The 20,194-nt window shown below is 72.9% G+C and carries 20 protein-coding genes; 19 read left to right on the forward strand and 1 reads right to left on the reverse strand.

The window, feature by feature from the left end; translation table 11 throughout:
• Positions 1 to 46: 46 nt before the first annotated feature.
• Positions 47 to 379, forward strand: coding sequence for an Rv2175c family DNA-binding protein (locus tag ACVWW9_RS10660; protein ID WP_123698539.1), 333 nt, complete (start codon positions 47 to 49; stop codon positions 377 to 379).
• Positions 380 to 382: 3 nt separating this feature from the next.
• Here the strand turns inward: ACVWW9_RS10660 and ACVWW9_RS10665 are convergent, their stop codons facing one another.
• Positions 383 to 1,495: a polyprenyl synthetase family protein gene (locus ACVWW9_RS10665; protein WP_456515493.1), complete on the reverse strand. Its 1,113-nt coding sequence runs from the start codon at positions 1,493 to 1,495 to the stop codon at positions 383 to 385.
• A gap of 70 nt (positions 1,496 to 1,565) precedes the next feature.
• Here ACVWW9_RS10665 and ACVWW9_RS10670 point away from each other — a divergent pair, with 70 nt between their 5' ends.
• The 18 genes from ACVWW9_RS10670 (at position 1,566) to ACVWW9_RS10755 (ending at position 20,194) form a co-directional block, all read left to right on the forward strand.
• Complete coding sequence (locus ACVWW9_RS10670) at positions 1,566 to 1,946, forward strand: DUF3040 domain-containing protein (RefSeq protein WP_123697622.1); 381 nt, start codon at positions 1,566 to 1,568, stop codon at positions 1,944 to 1,946.
• 248 nt (positions 1,947 to 2,194) lie between these two features.
• The gene (mraZ, locus tag ACVWW9_RS10675; RefSeq protein WP_456515494.1) at positions 2,195 to 2,626 is read left to right on the forward strand and encodes a division/cell wall cluster transcriptional repressor MraZ; all 432 of its coding nucleotides are present in this window, start codon (positions 2,195 to 2,197) and stop codon (positions 2,624 to 2,626) included.
• Between the two features lie 98 nt (positions 2,627 to 2,724).
• On the forward strand, positions 2,725 to 3,711 hold the full coding sequence (gene rsmH, locus ACVWW9_RS10680) for a 16S rRNA (cytosine(1402)-N(4))-methyltransferase RsmH (RefSeq protein WP_456515495.1): 987 nt from the start codon (positions 2,725 to 2,727) through the stop codon (positions 3,709 to 3,711).
• Positions 3,708 to 4,346 carry a hypothetical protein gene (locus ACVWW9_RS10685; RefSeq protein ID WP_354261344.1) on the forward strand — a complete coding sequence of 213 codons (639 nt, stop codon included), beginning with the start codon at positions 3,708 to 3,710 and terminating at the stop codon, positions 4,344 to 4,346. The genes rsmH and ACVWW9_RS10685 overlap by 4 nt, the downstream gene beginning before the upstream one ends.
• Before the next feature lie 99 nt (positions 4,347 to 4,445).
• Complete coding sequence (locus ACVWW9_RS10690; RefSeq protein WP_354261636.1) at positions 4,446 to 6,230, forward strand: peptidoglycan D,D-transpeptidase FtsI family protein; 1,785 nt, start codon at positions 4,446 to 4,448, stop codon at positions 6,228 to 6,230.
• 40 nt (positions 6,231 to 6,270) lie between these two features.
• Positions 6,271 to 7,812 (forward strand): Mur ligase family protein, encoded by a 1,542-nt coding sequence (locus ACVWW9_RS10695; RefSeq protein WP_456515496.1) that lies wholly within the window; start codon positions 6,271 to 6,273, stop codon positions 7,810 to 7,812.
• Positions 7,812 to 9,215, forward strand: coding sequence for a UDP-N-acetylmuramoyl-tripeptide--D-alanyl-D-alanine ligase (locus tag ACVWW9_RS10700; RefSeq protein WP_456515497.1), 1,404 nt, complete (start codon positions 7,812 to 7,814; stop codon positions 9,213 to 9,215). Before ACVWW9_RS10695 ends, ACVWW9_RS10700 begins: the two co-directional genes overlap by 1 nt.
• Positions 9,215 to 10,315 carry a phospho-N-acetylmuramoyl-pentapeptide-transferase gene (gene mraY, locus ACVWW9_RS10705; RefSeq protein WP_123697629.1) on the forward strand — a complete coding sequence of 367 codons (1,101 nt, stop codon included), beginning with the start codon at positions 9,215 to 9,217 and terminating at the stop codon, positions 10,313 to 10,315. Before ACVWW9_RS10700 ends, mraY begins: the two co-directional genes overlap by 1 nt.
• On the forward strand, positions 10,312 to 11,853 hold the full coding sequence (gene murD, locus ACVWW9_RS10710; protein ID WP_456515498.1) for a UDP-N-acetylmuramoyl-L-alanine--D-glutamate ligase: 1,542 nt from the start codon (positions 10,312 to 10,314) through the stop codon (positions 11,851 to 11,853). The genes mraY and murD overlap by 4 nt, the downstream gene beginning before the upstream one ends.
• Positions 11,819 to 13,039, forward strand: a complete 1,221-nt coding sequence (gene ftsW / locus ACVWW9_RS10715; protein WP_456515499.1) for a putative lipid II flippase FtsW — start codon at positions 11,819 to 11,821, stop codon at positions 13,037 to 13,039. Before murD ends, ftsW begins: the two co-directional genes overlap by 35 nt.
• A gap of 1 nt (position 13,040) precedes the next feature.
• Positions 13,041 to 14,123: a UDP-N-acetylglucosamine--N-acetylmuramyl-(pentapeptide) pyrophosphoryl-undecaprenol N-acetylglucosamine transferase gene (locus ACVWW9_RS10720; protein WP_354261334.1), complete on the forward strand. Its 1,083-nt coding sequence runs from the start codon at positions 13,041 to 13,043 to the stop codon at positions 14,121 to 14,123.
• The gene (gene murC / locus ACVWW9_RS10725) at positions 14,120 to 15,523 is read left to right on the forward strand and encodes a UDP-N-acetylmuramate--L-alanine ligase (protein ID WP_456515500.1); all 1,404 of its coding nucleotides are present in this window, start codon (positions 14,120 to 14,122) and stop codon (positions 15,521 to 15,523) included. The genes ACVWW9_RS10720 and murC overlap by 4 nt, the downstream gene beginning before the upstream one ends.
• Entirely contained in the window at positions 15,520 to 16,569 is a 1,050-nt protein-coding gene (locus ACVWW9_RS10730; RefSeq protein WP_456515501.1) for a cell division protein FtsQ/DivIB, read from the forward strand. Before murC ends, ACVWW9_RS10730 begins: the two co-directional genes overlap by 4 nt.
• A 168-nt stretch (positions 16,570 to 16,737) precedes the next feature.
• Positions 16,738 to 17,895: a cell division protein FtsZ gene (gene ftsZ / locus ACVWW9_RS10735; protein WP_245989851.1), complete on the forward strand. Its 1,158-nt coding sequence runs from the start codon at positions 16,738 to 16,740 to the stop codon at positions 17,893 to 17,895.
• Between the two features lies 1 nt (position 17,896).
• Positions 17,897 to 18,562, forward strand: a complete 666-nt coding sequence (locus ACVWW9_RS10740; protein WP_456515502.1) for a YggS family pyridoxal phosphate-dependent enzyme — start codon at positions 17,897 to 17,899, stop codon at positions 18,560 to 18,562.
• A 26-nt stretch (positions 18,563 to 18,588) separates the two neighbouring features.
• A complete protein-coding gene (locus tag ACVWW9_RS10745; protein WP_123697635.1) occupies positions 18,589 to 19,062 on the forward strand; it encodes a cell division protein SepF in 474 nt (157 codons plus the stop codon).
• A gap of 3 nt (positions 19,063 to 19,065) precedes the next feature.
• Positions 19,066 to 19,368: a YggT family protein gene (locus ACVWW9_RS10750; protein ID WP_211333853.1), complete on the forward strand. Its 303-nt coding sequence runs from the start codon at positions 19,066 to 19,068 to the stop codon at positions 19,366 to 19,368.
• Positions 19,369 to 19,483: 115 nt separating this feature from the next.
• Positions 19,484 to 20,194 (forward strand): DivIVA domain-containing protein, encoded by a 711-nt coding sequence (locus tag ACVWW9_RS10755; RefSeq protein WP_456515503.1) that lies wholly within the window; start codon positions 19,484 to 19,486, stop codon positions 20,192 to 20,194.

Raw genomic sequence — 20,194 nt, forward strand, 5'->3', positions numbered from 1 at the left:
CCGGCGCGCTTGCCAGGCACCCACGCCGGAATGGCAGGATGGAGGGGTGACGCAAGACAACGCCTGGCTCGCCGTGCCCGACCTCGTGACCCTCCTGGGTCAGCCGGTCGGACGCATCCACCGCCTGATCGAGGAGCACCGCCTGCCCGCGACGCGGCGCAACGGCCCGCTCCAGGTGCCCGCCCTGTGCATCCGCGACGGGGAGCCGCTCACCGAGCTGCGCGGCACGCTGCTCGTGCTGCTCGACCAGGGGATCACCGAGGACGAGGCGATCGACTGGCTGCTCGCCGAGGACGACTCGCTCGGCATGTCGCCGATCGCGGCGATGCGCGCCGGCGGCAAGGCCTCGGTGCGCAAGGCGGCCCAGCTGCTCGGCTGAGCGCTACCGGTCGCGCTTCGCGACCGTGTCGGCCAGCCGCTCGAGCTCGAGCACCGCGGACCGCGACAGCTCGCCCTCGTGCAGCGCCTCGAGCGCCTCGCCGACCGCTCGGTCGATGAGCGCCTCGAGCCGCGTCGGCGCCTCGGAGCGCTGGATGGCGTCCTGCAGGATCGCCACCTGCCGCTCGTCGAGCTCGCGGTCGCCGAGCAGCTCGTCGAGCATCGTGCGGACGCCCTGGGAGAGCCGCTGCCGCGCGATCTCGATGAGCACCGTCCGCTTGCCCTCGCGGAGGTCGTCGCCGGCGGGCTTGCCGGTGACCTCCGGATCGCCGAAGACGCCGAGCAGGTCGTCGCGCATCTGGAACGCGACGCCGACCGGCAGCCCGTAGCCGGCGAGCGCGTCGAGCTGGGCGTCGCTGGCCCCCGCGAGCAGCGCGCCGAGGGTGAGCGGCGCCTCGACCGAGTACTTCGCCGACTTGTAGACGGCGACCGTGTGGGCGCGGTCGAGCAGCGCCTCCGGGTCCTGCCGGATCCAGGCCGCCTCCTCGAGCACGTCGAGGTACTGCCCGAACGTGACCTCCTCGCGCATGCGGCGGTAGGCGTCGTGCACGGCGTCGCCGTGCGCCGCGCCGCGGCAGGCGAGCAGCATGCGGTCGTCCGCCCAGTTGAGCAGCAGGTCGCCGACCAGGATCGCGGCGCTCGAGCCCCACGACGCGGCGTCGCCGACCCACTGGCCGTCGCGGTGCACCGACTCGAGCGCGCGGTGCATGGCCGGCCTGCCCCTGCGGGTGTCGGAGGCGTCGATGATGTCGTCGTGCACGAGCGCGGCGGCGTGGAAGAGCTCCATCGCGGTCGCGATCCCGATCACGTCGGCCCACTCCGGGTCCTGCTCCGTGCCCGCGGTGCGGTCGGCATCCGCCCGCGCCGCCGTCACGGCGTGCCAGCCCCACAGCACGAACGCGCTGCGGACCCGCTTGCCGCCGGAGACCATCTCGCGCACGAGCCGCAGCAGCGTCGCGGCATCCGGCGAGATCTCCGTCAGGGCGCGCTCGCGCGCATCGAGGTACTGGTGGATCGAGCCCTCGACGGCTCGGGCGAAGCGCTGCTGTGCCGACACAACCCACATGCTATTGACAGCAGACACGCGTAGACTTCCATCCGCACCGGTCGAGCGAAGGGGGTGCGAGATGGGCCTCTCCGAGCACGAGCAGCGTCTGCTCGATGAGATGGAGCGCAATCTCTACAAGCACGAGGCAGACATCGTGAACACGTCGAGCGGTCCTCGCACCGTCGACTACACGAAGGTCGCCATCGGCGTGCTCGGCATCGCCGTGGGCCTCGTGCTCATCGTCGTCGGCGTGCTCATGAAGCTCGCGATCATCGGCGTCGCCGGCTTCGGCGTCGCGGTCGTCGGAGCGCTGTGGGCGCTGTCGGCCTCGAAGCCCGCCACCGGCGACGACGCCGTGGGCCGCGGGCGTCCGGGCGAGGGTCCGGCCGCCGCCAAGCAGGGACCCGGCCTCATGGACCGGCTCGCCCAGGAGTGGGACGACCGGAACACCAGGGGCTAGTCCCTCCACACACCTCCACGACGGGGCCAGCGCGATGAGCGCTGGCCCCTTTCGCGTGCCCGGACGCGGGTGGGGCTGCCGACGCGCCCGATCGGCCGTCGAACCCCTCCACCGACGCAGCGCAGGAAACGCTTGGGAACTGCGGCGATTCGGGGAATGAAACACGGGCTTAGTGGCGGCAAGTGGAGTAGAGTGGAGGATGTCGGCAGACGTCGGCGCATCTCGCAGGCCGGACGAGAGGGGGCGATGTGTTCCTCGGCACCCACACGCCCAAGCTCGACGACAAGGGCCGCGTCATCCTCCCCGCCCGCTTCCGCCAGGAGCTCGAGGGCGGCCTCGTGCTCACGCGCGGCCAGGAGCGCTGCATCTACGTCTTCTCGATGCGCGAGTTCGAGCACTTGCACGAGCAGATCCGGCAGGCGCCGCTCACGTCGTCCGGTGCCCGCGACTTCCTCCGCCTCTTCCTGTCGGGCGCGTCGAGCGAGCAGCCCGACAGCCAGCACCGCATCACCATCCCCGCGAACCTTCGCGACTACGCGGGCCTCGGCCGCGACCTGACGGTCATCGGCGCGGGCACCCGCGCCGAGATCTGGGACACCGCCGCCTGGAACGAGTACTACGCGGCCAAGGAGGCCGACTTCGCCTCGACGACCGAGGAGGTGATCCCCGGCATCTTCTGACCCGGCTCGTGACTCCCAGCTGTCCGCCGCGCCGCACCTTCCCCGGTGGCGCGTCGAACGGATGGGGATCAGGGGCCGGGACGGGAGCAGGGCACGACATGGACGCAGCCGATCTCCACACCCCGGTCATGCTCGAGCGCACGCTCGAGCTGCTCGCCCCCGCGATCGAGGCCGCCGCCGCAGCCGGCCGCACCCCGGTCGTCGTCGACGGCACGCTCGGCATGGGCGGCCACACCGAGGCGATGCTCGCCGCGCACCCGACGCTCGTGGTCGCCGGCATCGACCGCGACCCCGACGCCATCCGGCTCGCGGGCGCACGCCTCGCGCGCTTCGGCGGCCGCTTCCGCCCGGTGCAGGCGACCTACGACCGCATCGACCTCGCGACGCGCGCCGCGGGCGTGCGTGCCGCCGACGGCATCCTGCTCGACCTCGGCGTCTCGAGCCTGCAGCTCGACGCCGCCGACCGCGGCTTCGCCTACGCGAAGGACGCGCCGCTCGACATGCGCATGGGGCAGGACGGCGACGTCACGGCCGCCACGATCCTCGCCGAGCGCGGTGCGCGCGACCTCGCTCGCCTCTTCCGCGAGTACGGCGACGAGAAGCTCGCCGACCGCTACGCCCGGGCGATCGTCGCGGCTCGCGACACCGCGCCCATCGAGACCTCGAAGCAGCTCGTCGACATCCTGCAGGCGGCGACGCCGCGCGCGCTGTCGAACCAGGGCCACCCCGCGAAGCGCGTGTTCCAGGCGCTGCGCATCGAGGTCAACCAGGAGCTCGCGATCCTCGAGCGCACGATGCCCGCCGCGATCGGCGCGCTCGGGCAGGGCGGCCGGCTCGTCGTGCTCGCGTACCAGTCGCTCGAGGACCGCATCGTGAAGCGCGCGCTGCAGGCCGCCGCATCCTCGACCGCACCGCTCGACCTGCCGGCCGAGCTGCCCGAGCACGCACCGCAGCTGCGGCTGCTCGTCAAGGGCGCAGAGCTCGCCGACGAGGCCGAGCGCGCCGCCAACCCCCGATCCGCGCCCGTCCGGCTCCGAGCCGCCGAGCGCATCCGACTCGCATCGACCACCGAGGAGCTGTCATGAGCACCGCCGCCGTGCAGAGCCACGCCGCCATCGACCTGCGCCCCCTGCCGACCGCCGAGCGGCCGGAGCGCGAGCGCCACCTGCGGGCGCTGCCCGCGATCGCGCCGCGTCGCGCGCCGCGCCTCGTGCACGGCATCGTCGGGCTCGTGGGCCTCGCCGGCATCATCGTCGCGCAGCTCGGCCTCTCGGTCGTCATCAGCGAGGGCGCCTACCAGCTGAGCGCGCTGCAGGGCGAGTCGACCGCGCTCGCCCGCACCGAGCAGACGCTCGCCGAGGAGATCGCGGTGCTGTCGTCGCCGCAGCACGTCGCGGTCGCCGCCGACGAGCTCGGCATGCTCGCCGGCCAGCCCTCGCAGTTCCTCACGCTCGGCGGCGCCGTGACCGCGGGCGGACCGGACGCGCTCCACATGCAGGTGCCCGCGGTCGACCAGTTCGGCATGCACGTGCCCAACGCGCTGCTCGCGGAGGCGCCACAGGCTGCGGCGACCGTGCAGCAGGTGCAGGCCGCCGCGGTGCGGCCGCACCCGGGCATGCTCCTCCCCGCGGGCGTGAGCGCCGCCGCGGCGCCGGCCGCCGCCGAGGCGGCCGACCAGCCCGCGCCCGGCACGCTCCTCCCGACCACCACGGGGGAGTGAGGGCGTGGCGGCCCGCCTGGAGGCCGCCGGGCCGCTAGCGTGCGGTGACTCGACCGAGGCTCGCCGATGCGAGCGATTGAAGCGGAGGTGCCCTTGGCCGTGAAGCGGAACCGCAGCCGGAACCGGGTGCGGACGATGCTCGTCGCCGCGCTGACGTTCGCGCTGCTCGCGACGTTCGTCGTGCGGCTCGCTGACATCCAGCTCGTGCGCGCCGAGGCGCTCAACGCCGAGGCGGATGGCCGACGGGGCGTCTCGCAGACGATCTTCGGCACCCGCGGCCCGATCGTCGACGCCGCGGGCACCGTGCTGGCCGAGAGCGTCGACCGCTGGGACCTGACGATCTCGCCGCAGTACACGCGCGACCTCGTGCCCGAGGTGGACGGCGTCGACGCGACCGTGACCGGCGGCGAGGCGCTCGAGCGCATCGCCGCGATCACCGGCGACGACCCGCTCGACCTGCAGGCGATGATCCTCGCCGAGCTCGAGCGCAACCCGGAGTCCGATTACCTGCTGCTCGCGAGCGGCCTCACCGCGACGCAGTACGAGGCGGTGCGCGACCTGAACCTGCCGTACGTCTACCTGCGGCTCAACCCGCAGCGGGTCTACCCCGCGGGCTCCGTCGGCGGGAACCTCGTCGGCTTCATGGGCCAGAGCGAGCCGCTCGCCGGCATCGAGCGCAGCGAGGATGCCTGCCTCGACGCGCAGGACGGCAGCCGCACCTTCGACCGCGGCGCCGACGGCACGCCCATCCCGGGCTCGATGCTCACCGACCCGGCCGTCGACGGCGGCACGGTGCAGCTCACGATCGACGCCGACGTGCAGTACCAGGCGCAGCAGCTCACCGAGCAGTACACCGCGCAGCTGCGCGCCCGCAGCGGCACCACGATCATCATGCGCACCGACGGCACGATCGCCGCCGTCGCGGAGTCGTCGACGGTCGACCCCAACGACCCCACCGCGACCGACCAGCGCGACCGCGGCTCGCGCGCCTTCACCGCCGCCTACGAGCCCGGCTCGATCTTCAAGACCTTCTCGTTCGCCGCGATGGTCGACCTCGGCCTGGTCGAGCCGAGCGACCAGCTGAGCGTGCCGTGGACCTACACGGAGCCGGGCGTGCGCGTGCGCGACGCCCACTCACACGAGGTCAAGCAGTGGACGGCCGCCGGCATCCTCGTGAACTCGTCGAACTCGGGCATGGTGCGCCTCGCGGAGGACATGGACCGCGCCGACTACTTCGACTACCTCGACCGCTTCGGCTTCGGCGAGCAGTCGGCCGTCGGCTTCGCGGGCGAGCAGGCGGTGCCGCTGCGCGACGCGTCGGCGCTCGACCCGCAGACCCGGCTCAACGTGCTCTTCGGGCAGGGCATCGCCGCCACGCCCATCCAGCTCGCCTCCGCCTACCAGGCGCTCGCGAACGGCGGCGAGCACCTCCCCGCACGCCTGATCGCGAGCTGCACGGCCGCCGACGGCACCGTGACGTCGCCCGAGACGGGCGACGGGGAGCGCGTCGTGAGCGCGTCGTCCGCGCGCCAGACGCTCGAGGTGCTCGAGCACGTCGTCACCGACTACGGCTACGAGACGTTCCCGATCGAGGGCTACCGGATCGCCGCGAAGACCGGCACCGCGCAGATGGCCTACGAGGACGGCTCGGGCTACGACCCGGCGCGGATGATGATCTCCGTCGCCGGCGTGTTCCCGGTCGACGACCCGCAGTTCGTGGTGCTGACGCTCTTCGACAGCCCCCAGACCATCCGCACCAGCGGCGGGGCGATCCCGGCCTTCCACGATATGGTGAACCTCTTGATCCGCCACTACGACATCCCCCCGAGCACCACCCCGGCATCCGATGTGCCGCTCGAGTGGCCGGCGGAGGAGCAGCCTTGACCGGCGAGACGGCGGCGGGCGTGACAGCACTGAGGAGAGGATGTCCGTGGCGGGCGTGACCCCGAGGATCCTGCGTCCGGAGCATCCCGCTCCGCGGCCCATCGCCGGGCTCGTCGACGAGTTCGACCTGCAGGTCGACGCCGACCTCGACGGCGTCGAGGTCACGGGCATCACGATCGACTCCTCCGACGTGCAGCCGGGCGACATCTTCGCGGCGCTGCCGGGCGCGCACCGGCACGGCGCCGAGTTCGCGGCCGCGGCGCTCGAGCGGGGCGCCGTCGCCGTCGTCACCGACCCGGCCGGCGCCGCGATGCTCGAGACCGACGTGCCCGTCATCGTCGTCGACGAGCCGCGCGCGGCCCTCGGCGAGATCGCCGCGTGGGTCTACCGCACCGACGAGCAGCCGCCGAAGCTCTTCGGCATCACCGGCACGAACGGCAAGACCTCGACTGCGTTCATGCTCGAGGGCCTGCTCGCCGACCTCGGCTTCGTCACCGGCCTCTCGACCACCGCGGAGCGGCACGTCGGCGACCTCGTCGTCACCTCGAAGCTCACGACGCCCGAGGCCAGCGAGCTGCACGCGCTGCTCGCGCGTATGCGCGAGGCGGGCGTCCGCGCCGCCGTGCTCGAGGTGAGCGCCCAGGCGCTCGAGCGCCACCGCATCGACGGCGTCGTGTTCGACGTCGTGGCCTTCACGAACCTGAGCCACGACCACCTCGACGACTACGGCTCGATGGACGCCTACTTCGACGTGAAGCTCGACCTCTTCACGCCCGACCGCGCCGAGCGCGGCGTCGTGTGCGTCGACACCGACTGGGGCGTCAAGGTCGCCGAGCGCAGCCGCATCCCCGTCACGACCGTGACGAGCGACCCGGACCGCAGCGCCGACTGGCACGTCGACATCTGGGAGGAGACGGCCGTCTCCACCTCGTTCACCCTCACCGGCATCGACGGCGGCGCGATCGAGGTGCAGATCCCGTTCATCGGCCGCCACATGGCCGTCGACGCGGCGATCGCGATCCTCATGCTCGTCGAGGACGGCTTCGAGATCGAGGGCGTCGCCGAGGTCATCGACCGCGGCATGCGCGCGACCCTGCCCGGCCGCATCGAGCGCGTCTCGGGCGACGAGGGGCCGTCGGTCTTCGTCGACTACGGCCACAGCCCCGACGCGTTCGCGCAGACGCTCCAGGCGCTCCGCCGCGTCACCGAGGGCAGGCTCGTCATGCTCTTCGGCGCCGACGGCGACCGCGACACGACGAAGCGGGCCGAGATGGGGCGCATCGCCGCCGAGCTCGCCGACGCCGTCGTCGTCACCGACTTCAACCCGCGCACCGAGGACGCCGCGAGCATCCGCGCCCAGGTGCTCGAGGGCGCGCGCGCCGCAGCCGGCGACAAGCCGGTCATCGAGTCGTCGCCCGAGGAGGACGCCATCCGCGCCGCGCTCGCGCTCGTCGGTCCGGGTGACACCGTGCTGTGGGCCGGCCCCGGCGACGCGGACTACCGCGACGTCGCCGGCCGCCGCGAGCCGTTCGTCGCGCGCGACGAGGCGCGGCTCGCGCTGCACGAGGCGGGCTGGAACTGATGCTGACGATGCGCGCGAGCGAGATCGCGGCTGCCGTCGGCGGCACGCTGCACGGCGACGACGTCGCGGTGACCGGCTCGGTCGAGACGGACTCCCGGCTCGTCGCCGACGGCGCGGTGTTCTTCGCGATGCCGGGCGAGGTCACCGACGGGCATCGGTTCATCGACGCGGCGATCGCCGCGGGCGCCGCCCTCGTGGTCGCCGAGCGGCCGCTCGAGCGGGACGTGCCGCACGTGGTCGTGCCCGACGGCGTGGTGGCGCTCGGCGCGCTCGCCGCCGAGGTCATCCGACGCGTGCGCGCGGCCGGGGAGCTCACGGTGATCGGCATCACCGGCTCGAACGGCAAGACCACGACGAAGAACATGCTGCAGGCGATCCTCGAGCAGCACGGGCCCACGGTGAGCCCCGTGAAGTCGTTCAACAACGAGGTCGGCGCGCCCATGACGATGCTCCGCATCGACGAGGCGACCCGCTACCTCGTGCTCGAGATGGGTGCGAGCGTCGAGGGCGACATCGCGCGCCTGACCGCGATGGCGCGCCCGGACCTGGGCGTCGTGCTCAAGGTCGGGCTCGCGCACGCCGGCGAGTTCGGCGGTGTCGAGGCGACCACGCGCGCGAAGACCGAGATGGTGCGTGACCTCGGGTCGGAGCACGTGGCCGTGCTCAACCGCGACGACGAGCGCGTCGCGGGCATGGCCGCATCGACGCGAGCGCGGATCGCGTGGTTCGGGACCGACGCGGGCAGCGACGACGAGCCGACCGCGCTGTGGGCGAGCGGCATCGACTCGACCCTCGAGGGCACGATCGCGACCATCCATCGCGGTGACGAGACCTGGCCGCTGCGCATGCGCATCCTCGGCGAGCACCACGTGATGAACGCGCTCGCCGCGCTCACGGTCGCCGACGCGCTCGGGCTCGACCTCGGGCGGGCCGTGGAGGCGCTCGGCACGCTCGAGCGCGCGGAGCGCGGTCGCATGGAGCTGCTGGAGCCGGGCGGCGGCATCACGGTGATCAACGACGCCTACAACGCGAGCCCCGACTCGACCGCGGCGGCGCTGCGGTCGCTCGCGCACATGACGCGCCAGGCCGGCCGCCGCTCGATCGCGGTGCTGGGCGAGATGGCGGAGCTCGGACCGCACGCGGTCGAGGAGCACGACCGGCTCGGTCGCCTCGCCGTGCGCGTGCGCATCGACCGGCTCGTCGTCGTCGGCGCGGGTGCCAAGGCCATCCACGACGCCGCGGAGCTCGAGTCGTCGTACGGCCAGGAGACCACGTGGGTCGAGACCGCCGACGAGGCGGAGGCGCTGCTGCGCCGCGAGCTCGTCGACGGCGACGTCGTGCTGTTCAAGTCGTCGAACGTGTCGGGCCTGCAGCCCCTCGCCGACCGGATCGGCGGCCGCTGATGCTCGTGCTGCTCGCCTCCGCGGGGATCGCGCTGCTCGTGTCGCTGCTCGCGACGCCGCTGTTCATCCGCGGCTTCGCCCGCATCGGCTGGGGCCAGTTCATCCGCGACGACGGCCCCCAGTCGCACCACGTCAAGCGCGGCACGCCCACGATGGGCGGCCTCATCTTCATCGTGGCGACGCTCGTCGGCTACTTCGGCGGCAAGCTGCTGGGGCAGGACCCGCCCACGCTGCCGGCGCTGCTCGTGCTGCTGCTCATCGTCGGGATGGGCGCCGTCGGCTTCGTCGACGACTACCTGAAGATCTCGAACCAGCGATCCCTCGGCCTCGGCGGCTGGGCGAAGGTCGCCGGGCAGCTCATCGTCTCGGTCGTGTTCTCGGTGCTCGTGCTCACGATCCCCGCGGGATCGACGGGCATGCCGCTCGCCGACCCGGTGATCTCGGGCGTGCGCGACATCCCGTGGCTCGACCTCGCGCCGCTCGGCGCGCTCGGCATCATCCTGTTCGTCCTCTGGATCACCGTCATCAACGTCTCCGCGGCGAACGCGGTGAACGTCACGGACGGCCTCGACGGGCTCGCGACCGGCTCGATGATCCTGTCGATGGTGGGCTACGTGTTCATCGCGTTCTGGCAGTTCAACCAGTCGTGCCTCAGCCAGCTCCCGCCCGGCGACGCCGCCCGCTGCTACGACGTGGCGCAGCCGCTCGACATCGCCACGCTCGCCGCGACGGTCATGGGCGCGCTCATCGGGTTCCTCTGGTGGAACACGAGCCCCGCGCAGATCTTCATGGGCGACGTCGGCTCGCTCGCGCTCGGCGGCGCGCTCGCCGGCTTCGCCGTGATGACCGACACGCAGCTGCTGCTCATCGTGATCGCCGGCCTGCCCATCATCGTCACCGGGTCGGTGATCGTGCAGCGCGCCTACTTCAAGGCGACCGGCGGCAAGCGCGTGTTCCTCATGACGCCCCTGCACCACCACTTCGAGCTCAAGGGCTGGGCGGAGGTCACCATCGTGGTGCGCTTCTGGATCATCACCGGGCTCTTCGTCGCCGCGGCCGTCGGCGCGTTCTACTTCGAGTGGACGGTGCATCCGCGATGACCCGCGTCGACGACCTCGCCTCCTGGCACCACGACTGGTCGGGGCTGCGCGTCGCCGTGCTCGGCCTCGGCGTGACCGGCTTCGCGGCCGTCGACACCCTCGCCGAGCTGGGCGCCGCCGTCACCGCGGTCGCCGAGCGCGTCGACGACGAGCGCCGCTCGATCCTCGGCGTGCTCGACGTGCCGATCGTCGACGCCGGCCGCGACGAGGTGCCCGACGCCCTCGCCGACGCGGAGCTCGTGATCGCGTCGCCGGGGCTGCGCCCCGACCACCCGTGGCTCGTCGCCGCGGCCGACCGCGGCATCCCGGTGTGGGGCGACATCGAGCTCGCCTGGCGCGTGCGCGACAAGGTGCGCGCGGCCGAGTGGATCCTCATCACCGGCACGAACGGCAAGACCACCACGACCCAGCTCACCGCGCACATGCTGCGCGCGGCAGGGCTCCGGGTCGCGCCGGTCGGCAACATCGGCACCCCCGTGCTCGACGCCGTCCGCGACCCGCAGGGCTTCGACGTGCTCGTGGTCGAGCTCTCGAGCTTCCAGCTGCACGCGATGGCCGACGACGGACCCGGTGCGCTCTGGCCGCACTCGGCCGCGTGCCTCAACATCGACGACGACCACATCGACTGGCACGGCTCCGCGGCCGCCTACCGCGCCGCGAAGGCGAAGGTCTTCCACAACGCTCGCATCGCGGCCGTCTACGGGATCGACGACCCGGCCACGCAGCACATGGTCGAGGAGGCGGAGGTCGTCGAGGGCTGCCGCGCGATCGGCTTCGGCCTCGGCGTGCCCGGGCCGAGCGACCTCGGCCTCGTCGACGGCATCCTCGTCGACCGCGCCTTCCTCGACGACCGGCACCGCCAGGCCCTCGAGCTCGGCAGCCTCGACGACCTCGAGCCCGGCGGCCTGCGGTCGCCGCACATGACGCGCAACGTGCTCGCCGCGGCGGCGCTCGCCCGGGCGTTCGGCGCCGAGCCGGCGCACGTGCGCGACGCCATCCGCTCCTTCCGCCTCGACCGCCACCGCACCGAGCTCATCGCCGACGTCGACGGCGTGCGCTGGGTCGACGACTCGAAGGCGACGAACCCGCACGCGGCGGAGGGCTCGCTGAGCGCCTTCGAGCGGGTCGTGTGGATCGTCGGCGGGCTCTTCAAGGGCGCCGACGTCGCGCCGCTCGTCGAGCGGCACGCCCGCCGCATCGTGGCAGCCGTCGCGATCGGTGTCGAGCGCGGCCCCGTGCGCGAGGCGTTCGCGCGACACGCGCCGGGCATCCCGCTCGTGGAGGTCGAGACGGCGGACACTGGAGCCGTGATGCGGCTGGCCGTCGAGGCCGCCGCAGCGCACGCCGCGCCCGGCGTCACGGTCCTGCTGGCGCCGGCGGCCGCATCCATGGACCAGTTCGAGGACTACGCAGCCCGAGGCGACCGCTTCGCCGAGGCCGTGCGAGCACAGCGACATCGAACCGAGCGAGATCGAACCGAGCGAGATCGAGAAGGGGGAGCCCATGGTGACGACGACGGCTCCCGCCTCGACCACTGACGGCGGCCGCGCCGAGCGGATGGGCAGGCGCGCGCTCGTGCGCGTGCGGTCGATGTTCGGCGCGCCGACCCTCAACGCGGCGCTGCTGCTCGGCACGACGATGTTCCTCGTCGCCTTCGGGCTGATCATGGTGCTCTCGTCGTCGTCGGTCGAGAGCTACGTCGCGAACGCCTCCTTCTTCACCGACTTCGCGAAGCAGGGCGCCTTCGCGGCGATCGGCATCGTGCTCATGCTGCTCGCCGCGAGAATGCCGGCCACGATCTGGCAGCGCCTCGCATGGATCGGCGTCGGGCTCGGCGTCGCGCTGCAGATGCTCGTCTTCACGCCGCTCGGATTCGGCGCGAACGGCAACCGCAACTGGATCGGCATCGGCGGCTTCTCGCTGCAGCCGTCGGAGTTCGTGAAGGTCGCGCTGTGCGTGTGGCTCGCGATGATCATGACCCGCAAGCAGAAGCGCATCGACAGCTTCTGGCAGGCGTGGATCCCCGCGGCGCCCGTGGCCGGGCTCTCGATCGGGCTCGTGCTGCTCGGCAGCGACCTCGGCACCGTCGTCATCATGGTGATGCTGTCGTTCGGCGCGCTCTGGTTCGCGGGCGTCAAGTGGTGGCACCTGCTGCTGCCCGTCGCGGGCCTCGTGCTGCTCGCCGTGCCCGTCGTGCTCTCGAGCCCCTCGCGCGTGCGCCGCATCTCGGCCTTCGTGCAGGGCTGCACCGACGCCGACTACTACTCCGGATGCTGGCAGCAGCTGCACGGCACCTGGGCGCTCTCCGCGGGCGGCCTCTTCGGGGTCGGGCTCGGCAACTCGCGCGCGAAGTGGTCGTGGCTGCCCGAGGCCGACAACGACTACATCTTCGCCATCATCGGCGAGGAGCTGGGGCTGCTCGGCGCGGCCGTCGTGCTCGCGCTCTTCGCGCTGCTCGCCTGGACGATGCTGCGCATCGTGCGGCAGGCGACGCTGCAGATGACGCGCGTCGTCACCGGCGCCGCGACGGTCTGGCTCATCGGCCAGGCCATCGTGAACATCGGCGTCGTGCTCGGCCTGCTCCCGGTGCTCGGCGTGCCGCTGCCCTTCATCTCGTCGGGCGGCTCGCAGCTCATCGCCGCGCTCCTCATCATCGGCATCGTGCTCTCGCTCGAGCGGGTCGACAACCCCCGCTACCGCGGCGAGCTCCCGGCGAGGGGCTGACGTGCGCGTCCTGCTCGCCGGCGGAGGGACCGCCGGCCACGTCAACCCGCTGCTCGCGACCGCGCAGCGGCTGCGCGAGCGGCACCCCGACGCCGAGCTCGTCGTGCTGGGCACCCGCGAGGGGCTCGAGCGCGAGCTCGTCCCGCGCGCCGGGCTCGAGCTCGTGACGATCGAGAAGCTGCCCTTCCCGCGTCGGCCCGACCTCGCCGCGCTGCGCTTCCCCGCGCGCTGGCGGCGCGCCGTCCGCGACGTGCGGGCGCTCATCCGTGAGCGTCGGATCGACGTCGTCGTCGGCTTCGGCGGCTACGCGTCCGCGCCCGCCTACCGCGCCGCGCGGCTCGAGCGCGTGCCGATCGTCATCCACGAGGCGAACGCGAAGCCGGGCATGGCCAACCTGCTCGGCGCGCGCTGGACCGACTTCGTCGGTCTCTCGTACCGGTCGACCAGGCTCGAGGGCGAGCTCGTCGGCATGCCGCTGCGCCCCGAGATCACCGGCCTCGACCGGGCGGGCCTGCACGACGACGCGTGCGTCGAGCTGGGCCTCGACCCCGCGCGGCCCACGCTGCTCGTCACCGGCGGCTCGCAGGGCGCGCGCTCGATCAACCGCGCGATCGTCGCCGCCGCCCCCGACATCGTCGACGCCGGCTGGCAGGTGCTGCACCTCTCCGGCGGGCGGCAGACCGACTTCGAGCCCGCCCGGGTGCCGCACTACGTCGCGATCGAGTACCTCGACCGCATGCACCTCGCGCTCGCCGCCGCTGACCTCGTCGTCTGCCGCGCCGGCAGCCTCACGGTGTCGGAGCTCATGGCCGTCGGCCTCCCCGCGGTCTACGTGCCGCTGCCGTACGGCAACGGCGAGCAGGGGATGAACGCGGCCGATCAGGTTTCCGCTGGTGGCGCACTGCTCGTCGCCGACGCCGAGTTCACGGCAGAATGGGTGCGCGCACGGCTCGTGCCGCTGCTGCGGGACGCAGACGCCATCGCCACGATGGCCACCGCGAGCGCGGGAGCCGGCGCGACGGACGGCAGCGACCGGATGAGCGACCTCATCGAACGGGCCGCAGCCACGAGGAGGCAGTCGTGATCGAACCGGACCTCACCCAGCCGATCCCGGAGACGATCGAGCGGGTGCACTTCATCGGCATCGGCGGCTCGGGCATGTCGGGCATCGCGCACATGATGCTCGACGCCGGCATCGCCGTGTCGGGCTCGGACCGCTCGGGCTCCGCCACCGTCGACCGGCTCGTCGAGCGCGGCGCGTCCGTGGGCATCGGCCACGACGCCGCGCACCTGCCCGCCGAGGTCGACGCCGTCGTCGTCACGAGCGCGCTGTGGCCCGACAACCCCGAGCTCGTCGCCGCCCGCGAGCGCGGCGTGCCCGTGCTGCACCGCTCGCAGGCGCTGCACGTGCTCGCGCGCGGCAAGCGCGTCATCGCCGTCGCGGGCGCCCACGGCAAGACGACCACGACCGGGATGCTCGTCGTCGGCCTGCACGGGCTCGGCATCGACGCGGGCTTCGTGAACGGCGGCGTCATCGGCGGCCTCGACGCCTCGAGCGGCCACGGCACCTCCGACGCGTTCGTGCTCGAGGCCGACGAGTCCGACGGCTCGTTCCTGCTCTACGACGTCGCGGTCGCGCTCATCACGAACATCGACACCGACCACCTCGACCACTACGGCACGCCGGAGGCGTTCGACGCCGCGTTCGCCGAGTTCGCCGACCGCGCGAGCGAGGCGGTCGTCATCTCGGCGGACGACCCCGGCGCGCAGCGCGTGCGCGCGCTCATGCGCCACGAGCGCGTCATCACCTTCGGCGAGGCCGAGGGCGCCGACGTGCGCATCGTCGACATCCGCGTGGGCGCCGTCGCGTCGTGCACCGTCGAGATCGCGGGGGAGCGCTTCGAGCTCGAGGCGGGCGTCCCCGGCAGGCACAACGCCGTGAACGCCGCCGGTGCGCTCGCGACGCTCGTCGCCATGGGCGTCGCGCCGGTCGACGGCGCCAGGGCGCTCGCGGCCTTCCGCGGCACCGGCCGCCGCTTCGAGCTGCACGGCGAGCGGCGCGGCGTGCGCGTCTTCGACGACTACGCGCACCACCCCGCCGAGGTCGACGCCGCGCTCACCGCGGCCCGCACCGTCATCGGCGACGGCCGCATCATCGCGATCCACCAGCCGCACCTCTACTCGCGCACCCGCGACATGGCGGGCGACTTCGCCGCCGTCTACGAGCGGGTCGCCGACCACACGGTCGTGCTCGACGTCTACGGCGCGCGCGAGGACCCCATCCCGGGCGTCACCGGCGCGCTCGTCGCGGAGCGCTTCGAGGACCCGAGCGACGTCGACTTCCTGCCCGACTGGCAGCAGGCCGCCGAGCGGGCCGCGGCGATCGCGCGCGAGGGCGACATCATCGTCACGCTCTCGTGCGGCGACGTCTACCGGATCATCCCGCAGGTGCTGTCGGCGCTCGAGGTGGGCGACGGCGCGTGAGGCGACCTGACGGGTTCGACCGGCTCGACGAGCCGGCCGAGCAGGCGGAGCCGGGCGCGTCGCCGCGCGGCCCGGTCGTGGATCCCGCCGTGATGCCCGCCGAGGACGCGGAGCCGCCGCAGCGACGCTGGGCGCTGAGTGCCTACGCCGACCTCGACGACGAGCCGGTCGTCGAGCCCGCGGCCGAGCCCGTGCCCGAGCGCGGCTCGCACGCCCAGCGCGTCGACCGCGCGTGGCGCGCCGCCCAGAAGGCGCAGCGCGCCGACGAGCGCGAGGAGGCCCGCGAGGCCCGGCGTGCCGCCGCGCAGGCGCGGCGCGCGCGCGTCCGCAGCGAGCGGGCGGAGGTGCGGCGCTTCACCGCCGGCCGTCGCCGCCAGCTGCGCACGGCGCTGCTGAGCGTCGGCGGGCTCGTGCTCGCGCTGCTGCTGCTCGTCGGGCTCGTGTGGTCGCCGCTGATGTCGGTGCGCGACGTGCGCGTCGAGGGCGCCGAGCGGCTGGACCCGGCTGCCGTGCAGGCGGCGCTCGCCGACAGCGTCGGCGAGCCGATCGCCACCGTCACCGAGGCGGGCGTCGCCGAGCGGCTGCAGGCCATCCCGCAGGTGGAGTCGTTCCGGCTCGAGGTCGTGCCGCCGTCGACCGTCATCGTCCACATCGTCGAGCGCCGGCCGGTCGCGATCGTGCCCGGCGACGGGGGCGAGGCCGTGATCGACGCCGCGGGCGTGGTGCTCGGGGGCGTGGCCGCCGACACCGGGTCGCTGCCGCGGCTCGTCGGGATCGAGCCGGGGAGCGAGGAGTTCGACGCCGTCGCGAGCGTGCTCGTGTCGGTGCCGACCGAGGTGCTCTCCGCCACGCAGACGATCGAGGCGGGCTCTCCCTCGGACATCCGCCTGACCCTCGCGAGCGGGCAGGTCGTGCAGTGGGGCGGTGCCGACGAGAGCCGGCTCAAGGCCGACGTGGTCGCCGCGCTGCTCGCGACGCAGGACCCCGCGGTCGCCCGCGTGCTCGACGTGCGCGCCCCCGAGCACCCGGTCGTGCGCGGCTCCTGAGCCCGCTCGAACCTGACGATTCTTTTTCTTGCGAGATCGGGTCGCGACACACCGAGTCGCTCCCGAGCGCATGCCGCCCCCGCCCGTAGCGTCGTCCTCGTCAACATGAAGTGAGGAATTCTCTAAACTTCAACTAGAGGTTGAGACTTCGATCGAGGGGCCGGAACCGTGACTTCCAACAACAACTACCTCGCCGTCATCAAGGTGGTCGGCGTGGGCGGCGGCGGCGTGAACGCCGTGAACCGCATGATCGATCTCGGCCTGCGAGGCGTCGAGTTCATCGCCATCAACACCGACGCGCAGGCGCTGCTGCTCAGCGACGCCGACGTCAAGCTCGACGTCGGCCGCGAGCTCACCAAGGGCCTCGGCGCGGGCGCCGACCCCGAGGTCGGCCGTCGCGCAGCAGAGGACCACGCGGAGGAGATCGAGGAGGCGCTCGCGGGCGCCGACATGGTCTTCGTGACCGCGGGCGAGGGCGGCGGCACCGGCACCGGTGGCGCACCCGTCGTGGCGCGCATCGCGAAGAGCCTCGGTGCGCTCACCGTCGGCGTCGTGACGAAGCCGTTCTCGTTCGAGGGCAACCGTCGCCGGCAGCAGGCGGAGACCGGCGTCGAGGCGCTCAAGAACGAGGTCGACACGCTCATCGTCGTGCCGAACGACCGCCTGCTCGAGATCAGCGACATGGGCATCTCGATGGTCGAGGCCTTCGAGACCGCCGACCAGGTGCTGCTCGCGGGCGTCCAGGGCATCACCGACCTCATCACCACGCCGGGCCTCATCAACGTCGACTTCGCCGACGTGAAGAGCGTCATGCAGGGTGCGGGCAGCGCCCTCATGGGCATCGGCTCGTCGCGCGGCGCCGACCGCGCCATCAAGGCTGCGGAGCTCGCGGTCGCGAGCCCGCTGCTCGAGGCGAAGATCGACGGCGCGCACGGCGTGCTGCTGTCGATCCAGGCCGGCAGCAACCTCGGCATCCACGAGACCTACGACGCGGCGAAGCTCGTGCAGGAGGCCGTGCACCCCGAGGCGAACATCATCTTCGGCACGGTCATCGACGACACGCTCGGCGACGAGGTCCGGGTGACGGTCATCGCCGCCGGCTTCGACGGCCCCGGCCCGGTGGCGAAGGAGGACGACTCCGTCATCCGCACCGCCGCGCGCACCGAGATGGGGCTCCGCCCCGCGAGCTCGAGCACGCCCGCGGCCGAGCCGGAGCGCCGGGTCGTCCCGACGCCCCCGGTCGCCGATCACCTCACCGGTCCGGTGCAGCCGCTCACGCAGGTGGACGAGGAGGAGGACGAGTTCCTCCCCGACTTCCTCCGCTGACGTGACCGACGCCCCCGCCGCGCGCCTGGCCGCGTTCCTCGAGCAGCTCGAGGACGCGCGCCGGGCGCGCGGCGTCACGCTGATCGTGGTGACGAAGCGGCATCCCGCCGCGCTCGTCCTCGAGCTCGCCGAGGCGGGGCACCGCGACTTCGGCGAGAGCAGGCACCCCGAGTCGCGCGACAAGGCCGAGGAGCTCGCCGACCTCGGGCTCACGTGGCACTTCGTCGGCCAGCTCCAGCGCAACAAGGCGCGGCAGGTCGCGCGCTACGCCGACGTGCTGCACTCGATCGACTCGACCGAGCTCGTCGAGGTGCTCGAGGGCGGCGACGAGCGGCCGCAGCGCGACGCGCTCGTGCAGATCAACCTCACCGACGATCCCGGTCGCGGCGGCGTCGCGCCGGCCGACCTCGACGCGCTCGCCGAGCGCGTCGCCGCCTCGCCGGCGCTGCGCCTGCGCGGCGTCATGGCGGTCGCGCCGCTCGGCGAGGAGCCGGGCAGGGCCTTCGAGCGCCTCGCCCGCCACGCGGAGCGCGTGCGCGCCATCGACCCCGATGCGCGGTGGATCTCGGCAGGCATGAGCGCCGACTGGCGCGAGGCGCTCGAGCACGGCGCGACACACCTGCGGATCGGCACCGCAATCACCGGAAACCGTCCGGCCGACGGATAGCGTGAATCCAGCCACGAGGAGGACCCATGAGCAACGCACTGAAGAAGGCGGCGATCTACTTCGGCTTCGCCGAGGAGGACGAGCTGACCCAGGAGGTCCGCCCTGTTGAGCGGACCGAGGAGCAGGACCGGCACGACCGTGCCCCGCAGCCGCGGGAGCGGGTGGAGGAGCCGCGTCGCGCGCCCGTCACCAAGCTCCGCCCGGCGCAGAAGGTGAGCGACATGAGCGAGATCCTGACGGTGCACCCGCGCCAGTACAAGGATGCCAAGGCGATCGCGGAGGCGTTCCGCGACGGGACCCCCGTGATCATCAACCTGTCGCAGATGACCGACGGCGACGCCCGTCGGCTGATCGACTTCTCCGCGGGCCTCACGCAGGGGCTCGAGGGACGCATCGAGCGCGTCACGACGAAGGTGTACCTGCTGACGCCCGAGCACATCGCCGTCTCCGGCGGCCGCTCGGTCGACGAGGACACCGACTCGGCCGTCTTCGCGCACTGACGGGTGCCCTTCGTCTCGATCCTCGCGTGGATCGTCTACACCGCCGCGAACCTCGCGCTCTACATCCTCTGGGCGCGCATCATCCTCGACCTGGTGCGGCAGCTGCGGCGCGACTGGAAGCCCTCGGGCTTCTGGCTCGTGCTGTCGGTGTGGCTCCTCCGCGTGACCGACCCGCCGCTGCGCCTCGTGCGCCGCGTCGTGCGGCCAGTGCGCGTCGGCGGGGTCATGCTCGACCTCGCGATGCTCGTGCTCATGCTCGCGCTGATCATCCTCATCGCGATCGTCAATCCCTTCCGCTTCGCCTGACGCCGGGGTGGATCGGGCCCTCGGGCTAGGATCGTCACCACGCCGTCCGCGACGGGTACAGTGAATCTGCGCTGCAGGCCCGATCGGGGCCGCAGCCGAGCAAGAAAGGCATGCCATGGCTCTGACTCCTGACGACGTCGTCCACAAGCGCTTCGAGACGACGCGCTTCCGCGACGGCTACGACCAGGACGAGGTCGACGACTTCCTCGACGAGGTGGTCACGGAGCTGCGACGCCTCACCGAGGAGAACGACGCGCTCCGCGCCGAGAACGCCACGCTCCGGTCCGGCGGCGAGGTCGCCGCCCCGGTCGTCCAGGCACCGGTCGACACCGCAGAGCTCGACGGCCTGCGCGCCGAGAACGAGCAGCTCAAGCAGCAGCTCGCCGAGCGCGACGCAGCGCCGGCCGAGGCGCCCGCAGAGCCCCAGCAGCAGCAGGAGGAGCAGCCCGCGCCGATCGCCGAGGTGCCCGCAGCCGCCGCGGCCGGCAGCACCGAGGCCAACAGCCTCATCGCCCTCGCCACACGCCTGCACGACGAGCACGTCGCCGCGGGCGAGCAGCGTCGCGACGAGCTCATCGCCGCGGCCGAGGCCGCCGCGCAGCAGATCGAGGACGACGCCCGGCAGCGCAAGGTCGTGCTCGAGCAGGAGTTCGACGACCAGAAGGGCAAGCTCGAGCAGCAGAAGACCGCGCTCGAGGCGAAGATCGACGAGCTCAAGAGCTTCGAGCGCGACTACCGCCTCAAGCTGCGCGGCTACATCGAGAGCCAGCTCCGCGACCTCGACCGCTCGTCCTCGCTCGCCTTCGGCGGCCAGGGCGGAAGCTGA

Source organism: Agrococcus sp. UYP33, assembly GCF_054060915.1.